Below are 17,684 nucleotides of genomic sequence, written 5' to 3'. Positions count from 1 at the left end.
TGTGTGGTTATTCGTCGGTCGCTTCGTCCGCTACGTCGCCTTCCTCGCGCTGGATCGTCTTGATCCGCGCGATGGTGCGACCCAGCTCGCCGATGCGGCCCGGGTTCTCCGGGGCCCCACCGGCGGCGAGGACGGACTTCTGGTTCAGCAGTTCGGTCTCGAGTTCCTCGAGTTCTTCCGCCCGCTCGGCGGGCGTCATGTCGCGGATCTCTTCGACGTGGAGGATCGCCATCAGGCGTCACCTCCCTCGTCCGCGTCGTCGTCGGCCTCTTCCATCTCCTCGACGAGTTCCTCGGCCTCGGCTTCGACGTCTTCCTCGAGTTCCTCGAGGTCTTCCTCGACGTCCTCGTCGCCGCCGGGGACTTCGACCTCGTCGAACTCCTCGTCGCCGTCGACCTCTTCCTCGATGACCTCCTCGACGACGTCTTCGTCGAGGTCGGCCTCGGCGTCGGCCTCGTCGGCGTCCGCAGCGTCAGCCTCGGCCTCGGCGGCCTCGGCCTCCTCGGGTTCGCCCTCGAGGAGTTCCTCGACGCCGCCTTCCTCGTTGACCTCGACGGCGTCGGGGACGATCTCTTCGGGGTCCATGTCTTCGCTGACCTCGAAGTCGTCGGGCAGCTCCGCACCCGGCGGGATGATCTTGACGTCGACACCGATGGTGCCGAGTTTCATGACCGCGACGCCCTGGCCGTGGTCGACGACCGTCTCGGCGGGCTCGCCGTTGTGCTTGATGTAGCCGCGGTTGAACTTCTCGACGCGCGATCGAGCGCCCGTGACCTTCCCCGACAGGACGATCTCGGCACCGAGCGCGCCGGCTTCCATGATCCGGTCGATCGTCGTGTGACCGGCCTTGCGGAAGTACCAGCCACGCTCGAGTGCGTTGGCCAGTCGATCCGCGACGATCCGTGCGTTCAGGTCGGGTTCTTCGACCTCCTGCACGTCGATCTGGGGGTCCTCGAGGTTGAACCGCTCCTCGAGGGTCGTCGTGACCTTCCGGATGTTCTCGCCGCCCTTGCCGATGACCATCCCGGGCTTTTCGGCCTTGAGGACGATCTGGGTTCCCATCGGCGTCTTGGCGACGTCCATACCACCGTAGCCCGCACGGCCGAGTTCTTCCTGGAAGAACTCGTCGATCTGGGACCGCTGCAGGCCGTTCTCGATGAATTGATGTTCGTCAGCCATTAGCTATCGTCCTCCTCCTCGGTCTCCTGTTCTTCGACGACGATCTCGACGTCGACCTCCGGCGTGTTCCACGAAGACGCACGCCCCATCGCGCGGGGCTTGCGGCCCACGGACTCGCCGATCTTGTGGGCGGCGACGTGGACGATCTCCATGGACTCGCCGTCGAAGCCCTGATGGTCCGCGTTGGCCTCGACGTTCTCGAGCAGGTCGAGGAACTCCCCCGAGACCTTCTCGGGGTACTTGCCGGCGTCCCAGCCATCGACGTCGGAGCGATGCCCCGCGCCGGCGTTGTGGGACTTGAACGGGACCGACTGCTTCTCGTCGATTACGTCACGGAGGTACGCTTGGGCCTCGCCGACGGTCTTGCCCTTGATCTCGCGTGCGACCTCCTTGCTGTGCTTGTGGCTCATATGACGCTCCCGAAGCATGGCTTTCGCCGTGGCGTCGGGATCCGCGTCGACTGAGTAGTTGATTCCCATACGATAATCACTTCAGTGGGACGAACTTCGACGATCGGGTCGCGCCGATGCCGGCCTGACCGTGTTCGACGGAGGTCCGTGTCAGCTGGAACTCGCCGAGGTAGTGGCCGATCATTTCGGGTTCGACGCGAACGCGCTCGAAGGCCTGTCCGTTGTAGACCTCGAAGGTCAGCCCGACGAACTCGGGCAGGATCGGCATGTCCCGGAGATGCGTTCGGATCGGGTTGTTCGCCGTTTCCTCTTCGCCCGCTTCGCGGGCCTCCTCGAGCAGTTTCTCCTTTTCGACGGAGAGACCGCGTTCGATACTTCGCCGCTGTCGTGCGGGGAGCAGTTCCACGACCTCGTCGAGCTCCATCGACTGCAGCTCCTCGAGCGTGTGACCGCGGTAGGTGAACTCACCTTCGCGGCCGGTTCGGTACTCCTGACTCATTTGTTGCCACCTCGACCGGTGCTTCGGGATGCGATGTCACCGACCTTCCGTCCCGGCGGGGCGTCCCGAGAGACGGACTTGGGTTGGCCGGGATGCTGTCGGCCGCCGCCACCGAACGGGTGGTCGACGGCGTTCATCGCGACACCGCGGACACGGGGCCACTTCGTGCCCCGGGCCTTCATCTTGTGGTACTTGTTGCCTGCCTTGACCATCGGCTTCTCCGTGCGGCCGCCACCGGCGACGACGCCGATGGTGGCACGACACTGCGGATCAAGGCGCTTGACCTCGCCGCTGGGAAGCTGAATGACCGCCGCCGACCGGTCGTGGGTGATCAGGTCGGCGTTGGTCCCCGAGGCGCGGGCGAATCGGCCGCCGTCGCCGGGGTTGGACTCGACGTTACAGACCGGAACGCCCTCCGGGATCTCGGCCAGCGGCAGCGTGTTGCCGGGCTTGATCTCGGCGGAGACGCCGACCTGCAGTTCCTCGCCGACCGAAACGCCCTCGGGGGCGAGGATCAGTCGCTGGTCGCCGTCTTCGAACTCGACGGCGGCGACCGGTGCGGATCGGGCCGGGTCGTGTTCGATGTCCACGACCGTCCCGCGCACGATGTCGTCGTCTTCCTCTTTCTTGTGGTCGAGCTTCGCCTTGTATCGGTGGGACGGGGCACGGAACGTCGAGGTCCCGCGGCCGCGTCGTTGGCCCTGAATGCGTCGTCCCATGTTCAGAACACCCCGATTCGCGAAGCGACTTCCTGAGCGTCGTCTTCCTCGGAGAGGCGGACGATCGCCTTCTTTTTGCCGTTCATCGTTACCTGCGTGTTGATGTTCTCGACGGAGATTTCGAACCGCTCCTCGACCTCGTCCCGAATCTCGGGCTTGGTCGCGTCCGGATTGACGACGAACTGGAGCTTGTTCTCGAAGTCCATGTCGTTCATCGCCTTCTCCGTGACCAGCGGGTGTTCGATGGCCGAACTCATCGCTCGGCCACCTCCTCGAGCGCGCTTTCGGTCCAGACGGTGAGCCGTCCGGGCTGGGCGCCGGGTGCGAGATCCTCCGCGTTGACCTCGGCGGCCGTCGTCACGTCGGCACCGGCGAGGTTCCGGGCCGCTCGGGACGGGCCGGTCTCGCTGGCGGTGACAAAGAGGATCGACGTCGGCGTCTTGTACTTGCGGCCGCGGGCTTTCCCCTGACCGGAGCGGACGCTGCGTCCCTCGTCGGCGCGTTCGATGTCGTCCGCGAGGCCGGCTGCCTCGAGGAAGTCGACGACCTCGCGGGTCTTCTGGAGGTCCTCGAACTCGTCGTCGACGACGACGGGGATCTCGGCGTCTTCGTCGAACTCGTGGCCGCGCTCGGCGACGAGTTCGGCGTCGGTCGTCGCAGCGATGGCGCTGCGGACGGCCAGTTTCTTTGCTTTCGTGTTGATCGATTCGGACTGGTCCTTCTCGGCTTTGGGCGGGTGGGCCTTGCGTCCCTTGACGGCCTGGGGAACGCGGCGAGCGCGACCCTCCTGTCGTGGGACGTGGGCCATCCCGCGGCCGCTACCGAACGATTCGGCCGGCGTTCGGAGGCCGGCGAACTCGTCGGAACCGTAGTCCTGTTTTCGGTTTGCCTGCGCGGCGCGAACGGCACGAGCGATCAGGTCCGGGCGGTACTGGGTCTCGAAGACCGCCGGGAGCTCGATCGTGTCCGCGTCCGAGCCGTCCAGGTTTCGTACTGTTGCGTCCATGTGTTATCCCTGGTTGGATGCGGTGGAGACGTACCGGACCTCGGGATCGAGGCGCGGCTGGTCTCCGGGTCGGATCGCCGGGCGGAAGCGTACGAGACGCTGCTGTGGCCCGGGGAGCGAGCCCTTGATCAACGCGTGCGGGCCGTCGACCTCGCCGTAGTTGACGAAGCCGCCGTCGACCGTCGCGTCAGCGCCCTCGCCGATGTCGACGAGGCGCTTGTTCAGTTCCGTCCGCTGGTGGTAGCCGGTCTGGCCCTGCTGGGGGACCGTCGAGCGGACGCGGGAGGGGTTCCAGGGGCCGAGGTTGCCGATGCGGCGACGCCAGCCCTGCCGGGCGTGTTTGCCCTTGCGTTTCTGGACGCCCCATCGCTTGACGGGACCCTGAGTCCCTTTCCCTTTCGTGACGCCGCTTGCGTCGACGTACTCGCCGGCGCGGAACACGTCGTTCATGACGTGTTCGCCGCCGTCGGCGACGGTCTCGAGGGCGAAGTCGACGCGCTCCTCGACGGAGCCGCCGCCGACGCGCGTTTCCATCACGTCGGGTTTCTTCTTCGGTACCGAGGGAATCTCGGTGGGCACCGTATGCGTGATGACGCGGACGTCGTCGACGCGTCCCTCCGAAAGGAGGCCCCGAAGCTCGTCTTCGGCGGCGTCGACGTCGTAATCGTCACCGGGAATGTCGAGAACCCGATCGAGTTCCGGAACGAACTCGTCGGTCCAGACCTCGGTAATCGGCTTCTTCCCGTACGGTGTGTCTTCGTACGCTCGCAGCGCGACCGCGCGCATCGGCGGCGTCTCCACGATCGTCACGGGGACGGTCTCTTCCATCCCTTCGGTCGGCGAGTTCGCTTTATCGTCGACCATGACGACGTGGGTCATGCCGGCCTTGTAGCCCGCGAAGCCCTGCAGCGTCGGCTGTCCGTCAGTGTCCGGCCACGAATTGAAACGCGGGACCTCGCTGGTCGCACGCTTTCGTGGGCCGAACCCGAGTGAGCCTTTGCGTGGTGTATTTGCTTGTGGCATGCTTTCACTCTCGCAGTGAGAGGGACGCGAGGGTAGCGAACAGAGCCTCCTCCGTTCGCACGACCTCGCTTCCCTGATCCGGAACCGTGTTTAGCCAGAGGTCGAACCCCGGATCGGCTGTGGGTTCGACTCCGTCATCCTCGCCGGCGGCCGCGTCCTTCGGGGCCCCGACGGCGGATGCCTCGATTTCGAGGATATCCGGCAGCCCTCGTTCGGGCGCACCGAACGCGACGGTCATCCCATCGCCCTCGATACGTCCGGCCAGCGTCTCGAGCCGCCCGACGGTGAGTTCTTCACCGAATCGGGAGGCGGCGATACGGACGCCGGCGTCCTCACGGCCGAGTGCTGTCGAAAGGTCCGTCCGCTCGACGGCGAGCCCCGGAAGGGGAACGTCTTCGAGTTTCGCCCGGACCGGTCGTCGCGAAGAGATCCTGACGGTCACGCGCTCCCCCTCCTCGACCGCCATTTTCGGCGGTACGTTGAGGGAGATCGGGTGTTGCAGTCCGCAATTGACCCGGACGCGCCCTTCAGGTCCGACCTCGGTCACGATCCCTTGTCTTGACGACCCCGAACCGTTCGATTCGGAGCCGGTCTGTGACACCGCGCGGAGCGGTGGCAAGACGCCCGCATACTCCAGTTCGTCCCGCATCCCCCACGCCTCGTTGCGGAGGTAGGGGGGCGTCGCGGCGTACCGCAAGACGGTTTCCACGAACCCGCCGTCGAACCGCCCCGTCTCGCCGTCCCGGTCGGGATAGACGAGCAGGCGGTCGGCCCGGAAGACCGTCGCCGCGCGGGCGACGTATCCGAGTTTGCGAGTAGCCTCGCGTTTGTCCTCGGCTTCCCGGCTGAGCGACGACGGCACGAGTATGCTGACGGTCATGCCGAAACGCTTCGGCGCCGCGTCACTAGACTGTAGCGATGTATTGCGGAGAGGGTCTTAAAAGAATAGCGGATTCGATCCCGGCTGTCAACGGCTCACACCGACGAATTCGTGCCGAACGGACACACACTCGCGTGTGACGACTAGTCACGATCGACCGACGTCCGACCCGGCCCATGTTGCCGCCTTTGGGGCGGAACTGTCGGCCCGATAACTCGGGAATCGCCATGCTGCAGCATGGCGATGCGGGTTCGATTCGCAACCCTTATACATCCATCCGACAGTAGGTATGAGTGCAGCGAGGCGCTGCGGGCGCTGGTAGTGTAGTGGTATCACGTGACCTTGCCATGGTCACAACCTGGGTTCAAATCCCAGCCAGCGCATTTCTGTCGTACTCAACTCCGTTAGTGACGGAGATCGTCCTGAATCTTAACGAGAGATGTCTCAGTCCGCGAGCGAGCGGAACCGTCTCCGTGTCGTTCGAACTCCGGCCAGCGCACTTCTCCGAAGCCGACGCCTCGAGCGGCCGCGATACGCGATCGCGCGGGTGCGGTGAGTTCGGAACACCTCCTCGAGTCGGCGCGGCTCCGACGGATCGGCACACGGAGAGTCGTAGCGACCGTTCGTGGGCGACGGCTTCGGCGGCGGCCAGCTAGTCGATCGTCACGACGTCGGGCCCGGTGTCAGTCTCACCGCCCTCGGCGGCGAGGTCCTGCAGGGCCAGTTTCAGGTTCCATTTGTTGGCCTTCCAGACGGCGTCGAAGGCGACGCCGAGGACGGGAACGGAGCCGATGACGGTGTCGACGCCGACGTTCGCGATCATGCGCACCAGCGTCGATAGCGAGACGCCGAGCCGTGCGGCCTCGGCGACGAGATACAGCGAGACGGCCCCCGCGACGGTGTCGCCCGCGCCCGGGAGGATGCCGACGATCGGGTCGAGACCGATCCTGAAGTCCGTTCCCGGAACCGGCACCCCCTCGTCGAGGGCGTGTGCGACGACGCGCATTCGCGTGACCGCCGCGTCGTCGACGGCCGCAGGGAGGTCGTCGATAAGTGTCTCCAGGTCCGAACGCCGCTCGGTTGTGTCGGAAGCCATGGGAACGATTGGACGCCCGTGTGGATAAGGACGCGGACGGACGTGGCAAGCGGGCATGGATATTGATGGGCATCGTACCGGCGACGGGTCGGGAGCCGATGGCCGGCAGGCGTCGCGAACGCGCGGACGGATCGCCGCGCTCGAGCGAGACGATCACGATCGGCGTTCGACGCCAGTCCACCGGCGGAGATCGACGAGCCTAACCGGCGCTTTCGCGGGCAAAGTTCGAATTTGCCCCGAGACAGCGGACGGGAACCGGTGCTTACCCCCGCTCGAGCGGTCGTGAACGACCGTGATAGACGGATGCCAGCGTATTTTCATTCAATTACTAATCCGCGGACGTATTTCACGTATGAGTACTATTGTCGCCTGCGAGTGGCTTTTATACTATGAGTAACTACGGTCTAATACACGATTGAACGATCAGATATAGCAATGCAGACAGAAATCTCACCCGCAGCGGGCACGGACGATCTCCAGTACGACCAGCCCAACGATCGGTACGTCTTCCACCACGATCCCGACGGTACCGCGACGATCACGACGACGATCGTCCACGCGCTCGCGTCGATCGCGGAGACCGACGTCTCCCAGGGGGAGTTCTCCCTCTACGACAGCGTCGACCCGGACGCGCTCGATCGAATCTTCGGCAAGAAGGCCGACGGCACCGAACGTACCGGCGGCCACATCGCCTTCACCGCCCTCGAACACGAGGTGTACGTCTACGCGAACGGCGACGTCATCATCTACCCACCTGCGGAGACGCCTCGAACCCCGACGACGAACTGAGGCCACACGTCCAGTCCTGATCGTTTTTCCGGCGACGCTCGCTCCCCAGCGCCGCGACCGGCCGAACCGACGAGCGTCCGCGATCGAACCGACGCTCGAGCGGGCGATCAGCGGCGAAGCCGGCCGCATGGCACGGCTTTAGGGTACTCCCGATCATCACCGCCGCCCATGACGGTAGTCGCGCTCTTGAGCGTCGCACCGGTGATCGAGGACAGCATGGCCGGCGAGGTCGCGAAGGCGGTCGACGCCCTCGAGGACTTCGACGTGAGCTACGAGACGAATCCGATGGGGACGGTGATCGAGGCCGAGAGTACCGACGAACTCTTCGCGGCCGCGCAGGCGGCTCACGACGCGGTCGACGCCGACCGCGTGAGTACCGTCCTGAAGATCGACGACAAGCGCACTCGTGAGGTCGACGCCGCGGAGAAGGTCGCGGTCGTCGAGGACCACCTCGGCCGACCGGCCCGAAGCCGGGAGGAGTGAGCGATCGACGACCCGGTCGACGGTAGGTTCTCGAGGCGGAACACCCGGCACCGATCTGACAGCCGTCAGCCACTGGTCGGACACGAACGGACAAACGGTTTTACCCCGGAGGCTGAATCCCGCCCCATGGAAAGTCTCAATCGCATGGCGATCGAGCTGGTCGACGAGGCCCTCGACTACGCCGAGGAGTTGAACATCGGAGGCTACGACCTCGAGAACGAATCGACCGTCCTGGACTTCGGCCTGGAATTCGACGGCGGTATCGAGGCCGGCCTCCTGCTGACCGAGATCCAGACCGCCGGGATGGCGACGCCGAGCTACGAACTCGGCGAACTCGGGGACGCGTCGATCCCCTACGTCGAACTCTCGACCGACCAGCCGGCGCTCGCGCTGCTCTGCTCGCAGAAGGCCGGCTGGGAGCTGACGACCGAGGACTTCGAGGGGCTGGGCAGCGGTCCAGCCCGGGCGCTGGTCGCCCGCGAGGAGGAGTTCCGCCGGATCGGCTACACCGACGCCTTCGATCTGACGGCACTGGCCCTCGAGACCGAACAGGAGCCGACCGCGGCCGCGGCCGAGCAGGTCGCCGACCTCGCGGAGGTCGAGACGAGCAGCGTCTTCCTGCTTGCCTACCCGACCGCGAGCCTCGTCGGCTCGATCACCAACGCCGCCCGCGCGGCCGAACTGGCGACCTTCCGGCTCTCGGAACTGGGCTACGACCCGCTTGATATCGTCTCCGCGACCGGGCGCGCGCCCGTCGCGCCCGTCGCGGGCGACGAGCGCACGGCCATCGCGCGCACGAACGACGCCATCGCCTACGGCGGCCGCGCCCACCTCACCGTCCGCGAGGACGCCGACGTCTTCGACTCGGTGCCCTCGACGGCCGCGGAGGACCACGGCCGTCCCTTCGGCGAGGTCTTCGACGACCTCGACTGGGACTTCGAAGAGGTGCCGTCGGATCTCTTCGCGCCCGCGACGGTGACGATCGACGTGATCGGCGGGCCCACCTACGTCCACGGCGAGACCGACGAGGACCTGCTCGTCGACTCCTTCGACCTGTAGCCGTGCGGTTCAAGCCGGTCCCCGAGCCGCCCGCCGACTTCGAGACCCTCGAAACTGTCTACCGCGCCCTCCCCGCGGCGGTCGACGACGTCGACGACTGCTGTGCCCACCTCGTCGAGGAGACGCCCCTCGAGGACCGCGAGGAAGCCGCGACGTGGCTCACCTTCCTGCGTGCGCTCGAACTCGCGGTCGAAGAGTCGGGGAGTTTTCGCCGCCGTGAGACGGGTTCGAGCGGGGACGCGGCCGAGCCGGCGGTACTCGAGCGCGAGCGGCTCGGCCGGGCGTTCCGGGCACGCGTCGACGGCGCCGACGCGGTGTGTACCGCGCTCGAGGACGCCGTGGAACACGGTCCCACGAGCCCCGACTCGCAGGCTCGACGGGACGCCGACGAGCCGCTGACCGTCGCCGAGGTCGTCGAACGGCTCCGCGAGGATGGCTCGAGCGCCGATCGGCGGCGGTCCGGCCGCCCTCGAGTCGATCCGGAGCGGACCGAACGGCTCCTCGAGTGGGCGGTACTGCTGGGGCTTGCCGAGCGAGTGGACGACGGCTATCGGGTCGCACTCACGCGCGAGTAGAAAATCTCGAGGCGTTACTCGTCCGAGAGCCGGCCGGGCGACCAGTCGGCGTCGAGTTCCGTGTGGGTGTACGGCTTCGCGTCCTCGCCGGCGTAGGTCGCGACGAGCTGGCCGTCGCCCTCGAGGTGGTACTTGTAGGTGGTCAGGCCCTCAAGCCCGACGGGACCGCGGGCGTGGATCTTGCCGGTGCTGATGCCGACCTCGGCACCGAGACCGAATCGGTAGCCGTCGGCGAAGCGGGTCGAGGCGTTGTGGAAGACACTCGCCGAGTCGATACTGCGCATGAACGTCCGCGCGCGCTCGTCGTCCTCGGTGACGATCGACTCGGTGTGTTTCGAACCGTGGGTCGTGATGTGGTCGATCGCGGCCTCGAGCGAGTCGACGACCGTGATCGAGACGATCAGGTCGCCGTACTCGGTGTCCCAGTCGTCTTCGGTCGCGGCCGCGACGTCGACGATCTCGCGCGTGGCCTCGTCGCCGCGGATCTCGACGTCGGCGGTTTCGTAGCGGTCGGCGATCGCCGGCAGGAACTCCGCGGCGACGTCTTCGTGGACCAGCAGGGTCTCGACGGCGTTACAGACGGCGGGGTACTGGACCTTGGCGTCGTAGGCGATGTCTTCGGCCATCGAGAGGTCGGCCGCGTCGTCGACGTAGACGTGACAGATCCCCTCCGTGTGGCCCAGCACGGGAATGCTCGTGTTGTCCTGGATGTAGCTGACGAACGCGGAGCTGCCCCGTGGCATCAGGAGGTCGATCGAATCGTCCATCTCGAGTAAGGCGTCGACGTCCTCGCGGGCCTCGATGTGCTGGGCCCAGCCGTCGGGGACGCCGGCGTCGGCGGCCGCCTCCTCGATGGTCTCGAAGAGGATGCGGTTGGAGTGCAGCGCCTCGCTGCCGCCCTTGAGGATCACGGCGTTGCCGGACTTGAGCGCCAGCGACGCGATCTGGACGAGCGCGTCGGGCCGGGACTCGAAGACCGTCCCGACGACGCCGATCGGGACCGCGACCTTGTACAGCTCGAGGTCCTCGTCGAGTTCCCGCGCCGAGAGGGTCCTCCCGAGGGGGTCGTCTTGCTCGGCGACGCTGCGAACCATGTCGGCGATGCTCTCGATTTTCGACTCCGAGAGCTTCAGTCGGTCGACCAGCGCCTGCGTGTACTCGCCTTCCTCGAGCAGCCGCTCGCCCTCTTCGACGTCTTTCTCGTTTTCGGCGAGGATCTCGTCGGTTCGGGCCTCGATGGCGTCGGCGATCTCGTACAGCGTTGTCTTCCGCTCCTCGTCGGACAGTTTCGCCAGCTCGAGGGCCGCGCCCTGTGCCTCCGCGACGTCGGCTTCGATGTCGGTTTCAGTCATCGCTCACACCGTTGATGGGAACGAATATGGTACCCACGGGCTTGGCAGTAGCGATCTTCTCGAGGACGTCGGGCGCGGTCGACTTCGCGATGACCGCCGGGACGCCGTGTTCGCTGACGTCGCGTGCCCCCTCGACCTTGGTCTTGATGCCGCCGAAGCCGTCGGACGTGGTCTCGCTGATGATCCCTTGAACGTCGTCGTAGTTGGTGCCGACGGCGTCGATGCGCTCGGCGTCGTCGTCTTCCTTCGGGTTGCCGGTGTAGACGCCGCCGACGTCGGTCAGCGTCACTAACAGATCGGCGTCGACGCCCATCGTCGTCGCCGCCGAGAGCATGTCGTTGTCGCCGATTCGGATCTCCTCGGTCGCGACGGCGTCGTTCTCGTTGATGATCGGGACGACGCCCCAATCGAGCAGCGTCTCGATCGTGTTTCGCAGGTTCGTGAAGCGTTCGGGGTTCTCGAGGTCGTGCTGGGTCAAGAGCAGTTGTGCGACCTTTCGGCCGTAGCGGTCGAAGCTCTCCGTGTAGCGGTGCATGAGGAGGCTCTGGCCGACGGTCGAGAGGGCCTGGGACTCCTCGACGGTGCCGCTCGACTGTTCGATTCGACCCGTCCCGGCCCCGATCGAGCCCGAGGAGACGAGAATGACTTCTTTGTCCCGCTTCAGGAGGTCCTCGAGGTCGTCGACGAGCTTGTCGAGTTTCCCGTCGTCGAGATTCGAGTCCTCGTCGGTCAGGGAGTTGGTCCCGGCCTTGACGATCACCCGGTCGGCGTCGGCCGCCAGCCGTCGTGCTTCCTCGACGCCCGACTCCTCGAGTTCCTCACGCATCGTTCTCATCGCCGAACTCGGCGGCCAGTTCCGCGGATCGTTCTTCGGCCGCCCGGACCGCCGCGGTGACGTCCGCGTCGGCGTCGCTGTCCCACAGGACCTCCATACCCTCGATGGTCGTCCCGTTGGGTGAGCAGACGGCGTCGATCAGTTCCTCGGTGCTGCGGTCCGACCGGAGGACGGTCTCGGCCGCGCCCTTGAACGTCTGGGCGGCCAGCGTCTCCGCGTCCGACTCCTCGAGGCCGCCCTCGACGCCGGCCTCGGCCATGGCCTGAATGAGATAGAAGACGAACGCGGGGCCGCTCCCGTTGACGGCGGTCGCGGTGTCCATCTGTCCCTCGTCGATTTCGGCGAACTCGCCGACGTCGTCGAGCAGCTGCCGCACCTCGCCGGGGATGTCGTCGCCGGTGACGGCCGCGGCCATATCGCCCGTCTCGGCGGCGAGGTTCGGCATGATCCGGACGACGTTCGCGTCGGTCCGGGCCTCGACGTAGTCGGTCGGGACGCCCGCGGCGATAGAGAGCAGCGTCTGGTCCGGCGAGAGATCGAGATCCGAAAGCACCGCGCCCACGATGTCCGGCTTCACGGCAACGACGACGACGTCGGCGTCGGTCACCGCTTCGGAGACCTCCGAAGTCGTGTGATCGACGTAGTCGGCGACCGACTCGAGTGCGTCGGGATCGAGGTCACACGCGGTCACCGTGTGATTCCCCGATCGATGGAGGCCCTTTATCAGGGCACTCCCCATGTTGCCACAACCGATAACGCTCGTCTGTACCATCTTGCTCTAACGGAGGAACCGAGGCGGTCATACCAACTTTGGTTTCGTTCGGTCGGGAGGACCGTCGCGTTTCCGGAGCCGACGGCGATCGTCTCGTCCCGGAGCGGTCAGCCGAGCCCGAGGATGACCGTCGAGATTCCCTCGACGATCGTCTCCCAGACTGAGAACCCCGTCAGGAGCTGTAACAGCGTGTCGAGCCCGAAGAAGAGGAACAGTCCCGCACCGGCGAAGTGGGCCAGCTTGGCGTCGAAGCGATGGGAGAACCGGTGAAAGAAGTACGCGTTGACCGCGCTCACGGGGACGATCGCGAGCATCTCGCCGGCCCAGATCGCGGGCCGGGCCCCGTACTCGAGCGCTAGTCCGATCGTGACGAGTTGGGTCTTGTCCCCGAATTCCCCGACGGCCATCAGGGCGAAAATCGGGACGAACCCCCGGAGGTACGGCGGCACGTCGTAGCCGAGCAGCGAGACGTCGACCGCGTCGGTCGTCGCCGCGCCGCCGTTTGCCGCCACCGGTCGCCGACTCGTGCCGGGTGCTGACCGGACGAGCAACGCCGCGAAGACGAGGAACAGTCCCGCCGTGATCGCCTCGAGGTAGACGGCGGGCACCACGCCCTGGATCGCCGCGCCGAAGGCGATCTCTATGGCCGTCCAGCCGGCGAAGGCCGTCGCTGCGGCGGCGACGACGATTCGGGGATCGTATCTGGTCGCCAGCCCCGCGATGATGAACTGGACCTTCTCGCCGGGAAGAACCGACAGCTGCAGGACGAACGCGGCGACGAGGATCTCGAGCCAGCCGGTCATACGAGTCCCAACCACTGCGGACGCTCGACGACGACACCAGTCACGGCGTGGTTTAGCTGCGTCTAATTAATACGTTTTGCGGACGAACGGGCGCAAAACCTGCCCGATCCAAACGCCGATCGATCTAAGCCCGGTCATTCGGCCGCTCGAGGGAGAGAACGAAACCCGAACGCCCGGTCACTCCATTGGGGTGACGTCGGTCACCGTCCCGACGCCCTTGCTGCGACCCTCACGGAAGACGAACTTCTGGCCCTCCTCGACGAGGTACGGGCGGAACTTGAACCTGACAGTGGTCGTCCCCGAATCGCCCGGCAGCAGCCGGCCGTTCTCCGGATAGAAGGCCGCGGCCTCGCCGATCGTCTCGAGGTGGACGACGGGTTCGTACCCCTCACCGATCCGGGTGGGGTGGTTCAGCACCATGACCTCGGCCTCGAACTCCCGGACGGGGTCGGGGTCGGCCTCGCGGGGAAGCAGGACCATCCCGCGCTCGATGGCGCTCTCTTTGATCCCCTTCAAGGCGATGCCGACGATCCGGCCGGCCTGCGCTTTGTCGACCCGGTGGTAGTGCATCTCGATCGATCGGACCTCGACTTCCTGAAAGCGGCCATCGGCCATCGGCCCGATCAGGAGTTCGTCGCCGGCCTCGACTTCGCCGGCCATGACGGTGCCGGAGGCGACCGCGCCGACCCCCGTAACCGAGTAGCTGCGGTCGACGTACATCCGGAACTCGCCGGTGTCCTGGGACGTCTTGGGGAGTCGGTCGAACAACTCATCCAGCGTCTCGAGGCCGTCCATGGTGATCGCGCTGGTCTCGACGATCGGAACGACACGCTCGCTGATCTCGTCGACGGCGGCGTCGACGCCGTGACGGGAGACGCGAAGCGGCGACTTGTCGACCTCCCGGAGGAGCCGCTCGACCTCGCGTTCGACCTCGTCGACGCGTTGCTGGTCGACGGTGTCGGTCTTCGTGATCGCGACGATCGTCGGGAGGTCGGTCGCGAGCAAGACGCCGAGGTGTTCCCGCGTGGTGCGGGTGGGGCCGTCGTCGGCGGCGACGACCAGCAGGCCGTAGTCGAGTTTCTGGCCGACGAGTCCGCGGATGGTCGTCCGGAGCCACGGCTCGTGGCCGACCGTGTCGACGAAGGAAACGAGCCGGTCGGCGTTCTGGACGACGTCCGCGCGGTCGGCCTTGCGATTCGGATTCCGGACCCGGACCGGCCCCTCATCGTCGAAGCCGTAGACGGCGTAGGACAGATCGGCGGAGAGGCCCCGCTCGACCTCGTGGGGCTGGACGTCGAGGAAGGCCCGCGTCGCGCCGTCCCCGTCGTCGGCTTTGCCCGTGACCAGCGACCCGACGAGCGTACTCTTCCCGTGGTCGACGTGGCCGGCGGTCCCGACGACGACGTGTTCGTCGTCGGTCTCGAGGACGCCGCCCTCCCGGACCTGTGCGACGCCGACGAGCCCCTCGTTTATGCCCCACGTCTGGACGTCCTCGATGTGGGCGTCGGCCTCCTCCGCGAGCAAGGAGAGGACGTCCATCGTCTCGGAGAAGGTGTCGGGATCGATACCGGCGAGACCGCCGTCGTCGGTGACGCCGACGACGTAGGTCGCCTCGCCGTCGCCCGAGAGGAGTCGATGTCGCAGTTGCGCGGCGAGGCTCTCCCGCCGCCCACCCTCGAGGTGGACGTCCCGTGACAATCGCTCTTTGAACTCGACGTTGCCACCGTCCTGTTCGCCACGGTCCAGGGCCCGCTCGAGGAGGGCCCGGTCACGGCTCATGTCCACTGGTAGGCAGGCACACGGCAAAAGCCTTCTCGTGGTTTGGGACAGTATAGCACAGTAGGCCGCCCGATTCGGGACGGCCGACGTCTGCCAGTCGAGCGTGCCGGGCCCGGTTTCAAGCCCCTCGAGCGCGTACCCTCGCTATGAGCGTTAGCGGCCTCTGTCAGATCTGTGAATCCCGGCCCGCACAGGAGCGGTGTTCAAACTGCGGGACGCTGGCCTGCGAGGTTCACTTCGATGAGAGCATGGAGCTGTGTGCCGACTGCGCGTCGCAGGCCCAGCCGGGGCCGGGCAACGACGACGTGGAGATCAACCGGTTCTGAGCGTGACCTCGATCCGCGACCTGCTGGGCGAGGCGGTCGGCGTCGGGCAGCGGTACCGCCTGCGCCTCGAGGAGCGCGACGGCGTCCTCATCGCCGCCCACCCGAACGACTCGAGTCCGATGGACATCGCCGTCGTCGAGGGACTGGACCGGCTCGAGGAGCGACCACCAACTGACCCGGTGACGGTCGAGATCGTCGATCGGGTAGTCGACGGGCGGATCGCGGGGCGGGTGGTCGCGTCCGGTCCTCAAAACGCGTAACGTTTTGCCGTTCTCGTTGCTGTGTCCCGGACTGTCGCTCCCCCGATACTGCTCGAGGACGGCCTCGAGATCGTCCCAGTCACTCGAGTCGAATACGGACAGTGGAACGATCGAAGCGATAGACAGTGGCCCATGTTCGACGAAGGACACGTCTCGAACGATACGGTCGACTTTCGTCGTCTATCGTACTGATCGGTCGCTCACTCTTCGTTGTGAAGGTTCGTAACGTCCATCACGTCCTCGAGCGGCCGGATCTCGAAGTCACTATCGGCAACCACGTATTCGTCCCCGGTCGAACGTGCAGTTGCGGCGATCATGGCGTCTCGGTGGGACAGTTCGCTTCCGTCCTCGATAGCCTCATTCTGTAACCGTGAGGCTTCCAAAGCCAGCTGTTCGTTGAACTCGAGCGCCTGCACACCGCTGAATTTCTGCCGTTCTTCGGTCGGGTCGAAGTCCGGCGATCCCGCGGGCCCGTTCAGGACCTCGAACACGCAAATCGTCGACGTCCACCACGGCTGTCGTTCATCGAGATACTCGATGACAGTTCGGTCGTTCCGCAGGTATTCGATGATGGTCGAACTGTCGAGAAACGTCATCGCCAGTTCTCCCGAGACTTCCTGATCGACTCCTTTGCCCGTTCTGCTTGCTCGTCCGACCATGCCCCGGCTTCGATCGGTTCTTCAGTAGCGGTGACTCGTTCTAAGAATTCGTCCCAGGTTTCGCCGTCTCGCTTCAATCGGTCCAACCGTTCTTTGGTGGCCGAATCGACCGGAATAGACGTTCGACTCATATGAATTCATAGTGAATTCATCTTTGTAGGTGTTTCGCCGGCGCGAGGAGTACGTCGACCACCGCTGTACCGACGACGATCACTGACTCGAGATCAGTGCGATCGCCTCGAGCGCGCCAGCTACTATCGGTACTGATTGAGCCGCTTCTTGAGTCGCTTCGCGGCCTGCCCGCTGGCCCTCGCGAAGTCTTCCCCATCGTTTTCCCCGGCGAAAATGATTCCTCGTGAGGAGTTGACCAGTCCAACACCGTCGGCCAGTCCGTACTCGACGGCTGCCTCGGCGTCGCCGCCCTGCGCGCCGATCCCGGGCACGAGGAAGGGCAGATCGGGCACCTGCTCGCGCAGTTCCTCGAGTTCCTCGGGCTTGGTCGCGCCGACGACGAGCCCGACGTTGTCGTTCTCGTTCCAGAGGTCCGCGAGCGCGGCGACCCGCTCGTAGACGGGTTCGCCCGTCTCGAGTTCGAGGTCCTGAATGTCGGCCCCGCCCGGGTTTGAGGTCCGACAGAGGACGAAGACGCCGGCTTCCTCGTTCGAGAGAAACGGCTGCAGCGAGTCCCGGCCCATGTAGGGGTTGACCGTGATCGCGTCCACCTTCTCGAGCAGTTGGGCGTACTGGCGGGTCGTGTTGCCGATGTCGGCCCGTTTGGCGTCTAACAGAACCGGCACGTCCTTGCCGTGGGCGTAAGCGATGGTTTCCTCCAAGGCGGCCCAGCCGTCCGGGTCCTCGTAGAAGGCGGCGTTGGGCTTGAACGCGGCGGCGTGTTCGTGTGTCGCGTCGATGATGCGGCGGTTGAACGCCCACCGGGGGAGGTCACGATCCTGCAGGTGGTCGGGGAGTCGCGACGGGTCGGGATCGAGCCCGACCGAGACGACGCTGTCGACCGTTCGGATGCGGTCGTGCAGGCGATCGAAGAAGTTCATGGCGGGAGTGGCCCCGCGACGGTCGAAAAGGTTGCTATCCGGGCCGCCCGAACCGGCGGTCCGCCGACCCATACGCTGCGAGCGACGGCCGCGTCCCGACGCCGTTCCAAATCCTTCAGGCATCACGT

24 protein-coding genes and 1 tRNA gene are annotated in these 17,684 nt (G+C 66.0%); 7 read left to right on the top strand and 18 right to left on the bottom strand.

Features of this window, described 5'->3' with window-relative positions:
- Positions 1–7 precede the first annotated feature (7 nt).
- The 9 genes from rpmC to NP511_RS14525 are packed head-to-tail and all read right to left on the bottom strand — an operon-like array spanning position 8 to position 5,716.
- On the bottom strand, positions 8–232 hold the full coding sequence (rpmC, locus tag NP511_RS14565; RefSeq protein WP_006651022.1) for a 50S ribosomal protein L29: 225 nt from the start codon (positions 230–232) through the stop codon (positions 8–10).
- Positions 232–1,179 (bottom strand): 30S ribosomal protein S3, encoded by a 948-nt coding sequence (locus NP511_RS14560; protein ID WP_049966079.1) that lies wholly within the window; start codon positions 1,177–1,179, stop codon positions 232–234. Before NP511_RS14560 ends, rpmC begins: the two co-directional genes overlap by 1 nt.
- Positions 1,179–1,658: a 50S ribosomal protein L22 gene (locus NP511_RS14555; protein WP_006180017.1), complete on the bottom strand. Its 480-nt coding sequence runs from the start codon at positions 1,656–1,658 to the stop codon at positions 1,179–1,181. The genes NP511_RS14560 and NP511_RS14555 overlap by 1 nt, the downstream gene beginning before the upstream one ends.
- Before the next feature lie 7 nt (positions 1,659–1,665).
- Positions 1,666–2,088, bottom strand: a complete 423-nt coding sequence (locus tag NP511_RS14550; protein ID WP_006180018.1) for a 30S ribosomal protein S19 — start codon at positions 2,086–2,088, stop codon at positions 1,666–1,668.
- Complete coding sequence (locus NP511_RS14545) at positions 2,085–2,807, bottom strand: 50S ribosomal protein L2 (protein ID WP_006651019.1); 723 nt, start codon at positions 2,805–2,807, stop codon at positions 2,085–2,087. Before NP511_RS14545 ends, NP511_RS14550 begins: the two co-directional genes overlap by 4 nt.
- Before the next feature lie 2 nt (positions 2,808–2,809).
- On the bottom strand, positions 2,810–3,064 hold the full coding sequence (locus NP511_RS14540) for a 50S ribosomal protein L23 (protein WP_006651018.1): 255 nt from the start codon (positions 3,062–3,064) through the stop codon (positions 2,810–2,812).
- Positions 3,061–3,813, bottom strand: coding sequence for a 50S ribosomal protein L4 (gene rpl4p / locus NP511_RS14535; protein WP_049966078.1), 753 nt, complete (start codon positions 3,811–3,813; stop codon positions 3,061–3,063). Before rpl4p ends, NP511_RS14540 begins: the two co-directional genes overlap by 4 nt.
- A gap of 3 nt (positions 3,814–3,816) precedes the next feature.
- Positions 3,817–4,836 carry a 50S ribosomal protein L3 gene (locus tag NP511_RS14530; protein ID WP_006651017.1) on the bottom strand — a complete coding sequence of 340 codons (1,020 nt, stop codon included), beginning with the start codon at positions 4,834–4,836 and terminating at the stop codon, positions 3,817–3,819.
- Between the two features lie 4 nt (positions 4,837–4,840).
- Positions 4,841–5,716 carry a putative RNA uridine N3 methyltransferase gene (locus NP511_RS14525; RefSeq protein ID WP_006651016.1) on the bottom strand — a complete coding sequence of 292 codons (876 nt, stop codon included), beginning with the start codon at positions 5,714–5,716 and terminating at the stop codon, positions 4,841–4,843.
- Positions 5,717–6,028: 312 nt separating this feature from the next.
- On the opposite strand from NP511_RS14525, the gene NP511_RS14520 reads away from it, so the two are divergent.
- Positions 6,029–6,099, top strand: a tRNA-Gly gene (locus NP511_RS14520).
- 269 nt (positions 6,100–6,368) lie between these two features.
- Here NP511_RS14520 and NP511_RS14515 read toward each other — a convergent pair.
- Positions 6,369–6,812: a DUF4112 domain-containing protein gene (locus NP511_RS14515; RefSeq protein ID WP_049966077.1), complete on the bottom strand. Its 444-nt coding sequence runs from the start codon at positions 6,810–6,812 to the stop codon at positions 6,369–6,371.
- A gap of 435 nt (positions 6,813–7,247) precedes the next feature.
- Between NP511_RS14515 and NP511_RS14510 the strand changes: the two genes are divergently transcribed.
- The 4 genes from NP511_RS14510 (at position 7,248) to NP511_RS14495 (ending at position 9,718) form a co-directional block, all read left to right on the top strand.
- Positions 7,248–7,601 (top strand): HalOD1 output domain-containing protein, encoded by a 354-nt coding sequence (locus tag NP511_RS14510; protein ID WP_006180025.1) that lies wholly within the window; start codon positions 7,248–7,250, stop codon positions 7,599–7,601.
- 168 nt (positions 7,602–7,769) lie between these two features.
- Positions 7,770–8,084 carry an MTH1187 family thiamine-binding protein gene (locus NP511_RS14505; protein ID WP_049966076.1) on the top strand — a complete coding sequence of 105 codons (315 nt, stop codon included), beginning with the start codon at positions 7,770–7,772 and terminating at the stop codon, positions 8,082–8,084.
- Between the two features lie 126 nt (positions 8,085–8,210).
- Positions 8,211–9,143, top strand: coding sequence for a methenyltetrahydromethanopterin cyclohydrolase (mch, locus tag NP511_RS14500; protein ID WP_049966075.1), 933 nt, complete (start codon positions 8,211–8,213; stop codon positions 9,141–9,143).
- Positions 9,144–9,145: 2 nt separating this feature from the next.
- The gene (locus NP511_RS14495) at positions 9,146–9,718 is read left to right on the top strand and encodes a double winged helix-containing putative transcriptional regulator (protein ID WP_049966074.1); all 573 of its coding nucleotides are present in this window, start codon (positions 9,146–9,148) and stop codon (positions 9,716–9,718) included.
- A gap of 14 nt (positions 9,719–9,732) precedes the next feature.
- Here the strand turns inward: NP511_RS14495 and NP511_RS14490 are convergent, their stop codons facing one another.
- From NP511_RS14490 to NP511_RS14470, 5 genes are all read right to left on the bottom strand, one after another.
- Positions 9,733–11,070 (bottom strand): glutamate-5-semialdehyde dehydrogenase, encoded by a 1,338-nt coding sequence (locus NP511_RS14490; RefSeq protein WP_049966073.1) that lies wholly within the window; start codon positions 11,068–11,070, stop codon positions 9,733–9,735.
- The gene (gene proB, locus NP511_RS14485; RefSeq protein WP_006651009.1) at positions 11,063–11,896 is read right to left on the bottom strand and encodes a glutamate 5-kinase; all 834 of its coding nucleotides are present in this window, start codon (positions 11,894–11,896) and stop codon (positions 11,063–11,065) included. The genes NP511_RS14490 and proB overlap by 8 nt, the downstream gene beginning before the upstream one ends.
- Positions 11,889–12,644: a pyrroline-5-carboxylate reductase gene (gene proC, locus NP511_RS14480; protein WP_049804844.1), complete on the bottom strand. Its 756-nt coding sequence runs from the start codon at positions 12,642–12,644 to the stop codon at positions 11,889–11,891. Before proC ends, proB begins: the two co-directional genes overlap by 8 nt.
- A 140-nt stretch (positions 12,645–12,784) precedes the next feature.
- Positions 12,785–13,480: a TMEM165/GDT1 family protein gene (locus tag NP511_RS14475; protein ID WP_049966072.1), complete on the bottom strand. Its 696-nt coding sequence runs from the start codon at positions 13,478–13,480 to the stop codon at positions 12,785–12,787.
- Between the two features lie 177 nt (positions 13,481–13,657).
- Entirely contained in the window at positions 13,658–15,259 is a 1,602-nt protein-coding gene (locus tag NP511_RS14470) for a GTPBP1 family GTP-binding protein (protein ID WP_049966071.1), read from the bottom strand.
- A 146-nt stretch (positions 15,260–15,405) separates the two neighbouring features.
- Here NP511_RS14470 and NP511_RS14465 point away from each other — a divergent pair, with 146 nt between their 5' ends.
- Together NP511_RS14465 and NP511_RS14460 are read left to right on the top strand one after the other, a co-directional pair.
- Positions 15,406–15,585, top strand: a complete 180-nt coding sequence (locus tag NP511_RS14465; RefSeq protein ID WP_015298763.1) for a hypothetical protein — start codon at positions 15,406–15,408, stop codon at positions 15,583–15,585.
- Between the two features lie 2 nt (positions 15,586–15,587).
- Positions 15,588–15,845 carry a hypothetical protein gene (locus NP511_RS14460; protein WP_049966070.1) on the top strand — a complete coding sequence of 86 codons (258 nt, stop codon included), beginning with the start codon at positions 15,588–15,590 and terminating at the stop codon, positions 15,843–15,845.
- 200 nt (positions 15,846–16,045) lie between these two features.
- Here the strand turns inward: NP511_RS14460 and NP511_RS14455 are convergent, their stop codons facing one another.
- The 3 genes from NP511_RS14455 to pyrF form a co-directional block, all read right to left on the bottom strand.
- A complete protein-coding gene (locus tag NP511_RS14455; protein ID WP_049966894.1) occupies positions 16,046–16,441 on the bottom strand; it encodes a PIN domain-containing protein in 396 nt (131 codons plus the stop codon).
- On the bottom strand, positions 16,438–16,635 hold the full coding sequence (locus NP511_RS14450; RefSeq protein WP_076782722.1) for a DUF7557 family protein: 198 nt from the start codon (positions 16,633–16,635) through the stop codon (positions 16,438–16,440). Before NP511_RS14450 ends, NP511_RS14455 begins: the two co-directional genes overlap by 4 nt.
- Positions 16,636–16,758: 123 nt before the next feature.
- Positions 16,759–17,556: an orotidine-5'-phosphate decarboxylase gene (pyrF, locus tag NP511_RS14445; protein ID WP_049966069.1), complete on the bottom strand. Its 798-nt coding sequence runs from the start codon at positions 17,554–17,556 to the stop codon at positions 16,759–16,761.
- Positions 17,557–17,684 lie beyond the last annotated feature (128 nt).

This window comes from Natrinema thermotolerans (assembly GCF_031165565.1).
Taxonomy (GTDB): Archaea; Halobacteriota; Halobacteria; order Halobacteriales; family Natrialbaceae; genus Natrinema; species Natrinema thermotolerans.
This window is presented reverse-complemented; position numbering and strand designations above follow the sequence as displayed.

Coding starts and splice junctions, on each gene's coding strand:
- rpmC (WP_006651022.1), bottom strand. CDS start 232: ATGGCGATCCTCCACGTCGAAGAGATCCGCGACATGACGCCCGCCGAG.
- NP511_RS14560 (WP_049966079.1), bottom strand. CDS start 1,179: ATGGCTGACGAACATCAATTCATCGAGAACGGCCTGCAGCGGTCCCAG.
- NP511_RS14555 (WP_006180017.1), bottom strand. CDS start 1,658: ATGGGAATCAACTACTCAGTCGACGCGGATCCCGACGCCACGGCGAAA.
- NP511_RS14550 (WP_006180018.1), bottom strand. CDS start 2,088: ATGAGTCAGGAGTACCGAACCGGCCGCGAAGGTGAGTTCACCTACCGC.
- NP511_RS14545 (WP_006651019.1), bottom strand. CDS start 2,807: ATGGGACGACGCATTCAGGGCCAACGACGCGGCCGCGGGACCTCGACG.
- NP511_RS14540 (WP_006651018.1), bottom strand. CDS start 3,064: ATGAGTTCGGCCATCGAACACCCGCTGGTCACGGAGAAGGCGATGAAC.
- rpl4p (WP_049966078.1), bottom strand. CDS start 3,813: ATGGACGCAACAGTACGAAACCTGGACGGCTCGGACGCGGACACGATC.
- NP511_RS14530 (WP_006651017.1), bottom strand. CDS start 4,836: ATGCCACAAGCAAATACACCACGCAAAGGCTCACTCGGGTTCGGCCCA.
- NP511_RS14525 (WP_006651016.1), bottom strand. CDS start 5,716: ATGACCGTCAGCATACTCGTGCCGTCGTCGCTCAGCCGGGAAGCCGAG.
- NP511_RS14515 (WP_049966077.1), bottom strand. CDS start 6,812: ATGGCTTCCGACACAACCGAGCGGCGTTCGGACCTGGAGACACTTATC.
- NP511_RS14510 (WP_006180025.1), top strand. CDS start 7,248: ATGCAGACAGAAATCTCACCCGCAGCGGGCACGGACGATCTCCAGTAC.
- NP511_RS14505 (WP_049966076.1), top strand. CDS start 7,770: ATGACGGTAGTCGCGCTCTTGAGCGTCGCACCGGTGATCGAGGACAGC.
- mch (WP_049966075.1), top strand. CDS start 8,211: ATGGAAAGTCTCAATCGCATGGCGATCGAGCTGGTCGACGAGGCCCTC.
- NP511_RS14490 (WP_049966073.1), bottom strand. CDS start 11,070: ATGACTGAAACCGACATCGAAGCCGACGTCGCGGAGGCACAGGGCGCG.
- proB (WP_006651009.1), bottom strand. CDS start 11,896: ATGCGTGAGGAACTCGAGGAGTCGGGCGTCGAGGAAGCACGACGGCTG.
- proC (WP_049804844.1), bottom strand. CDS start 12,644: ATGGGGAGTGCCCTGATAAAGGGCCTCCATCGATCGGGGAATCACACG.
- NP511_RS14475 (WP_049966072.1), bottom strand. CDS start 13,480: ATGACCGGCTGGCTCGAGATCCTCGTCGCCGCGTTCGTCCTGCAGCTG.
- NP511_RS14470 (WP_049966071.1), bottom strand. CDS start 15,259: ATGAGCCGTGACCGGGCCCTCCTCGAGCGGGCCCTGGACCGTGGCGAA.
- NP511_RS14465 (WP_015298763.1), top strand. CDS start 15,406: ATGAGCGTTAGCGGCCTCTGTCAGATCTGTGAATCCCGGCCCGCACAG.
- NP511_RS14455 (WP_049966894.1), bottom strand. CDS start 16,441: ATGACGTTTCTCGACAGTTCGACCATCATCGAATACCTGCGGAACGAC.
- NP511_RS14450 (WP_076782722.1), bottom strand. CDS start 16,635: ATGAGTCGAACGTCTATTCCGGTCGATTCGGCCACCAAAGAACGGTTG.
- pyrF (WP_049966069.1), bottom strand. CDS start 17,556: ATGAACTTCTTCGATCGCCTGCACGACCGCATCCGAACGGTCGACAGC.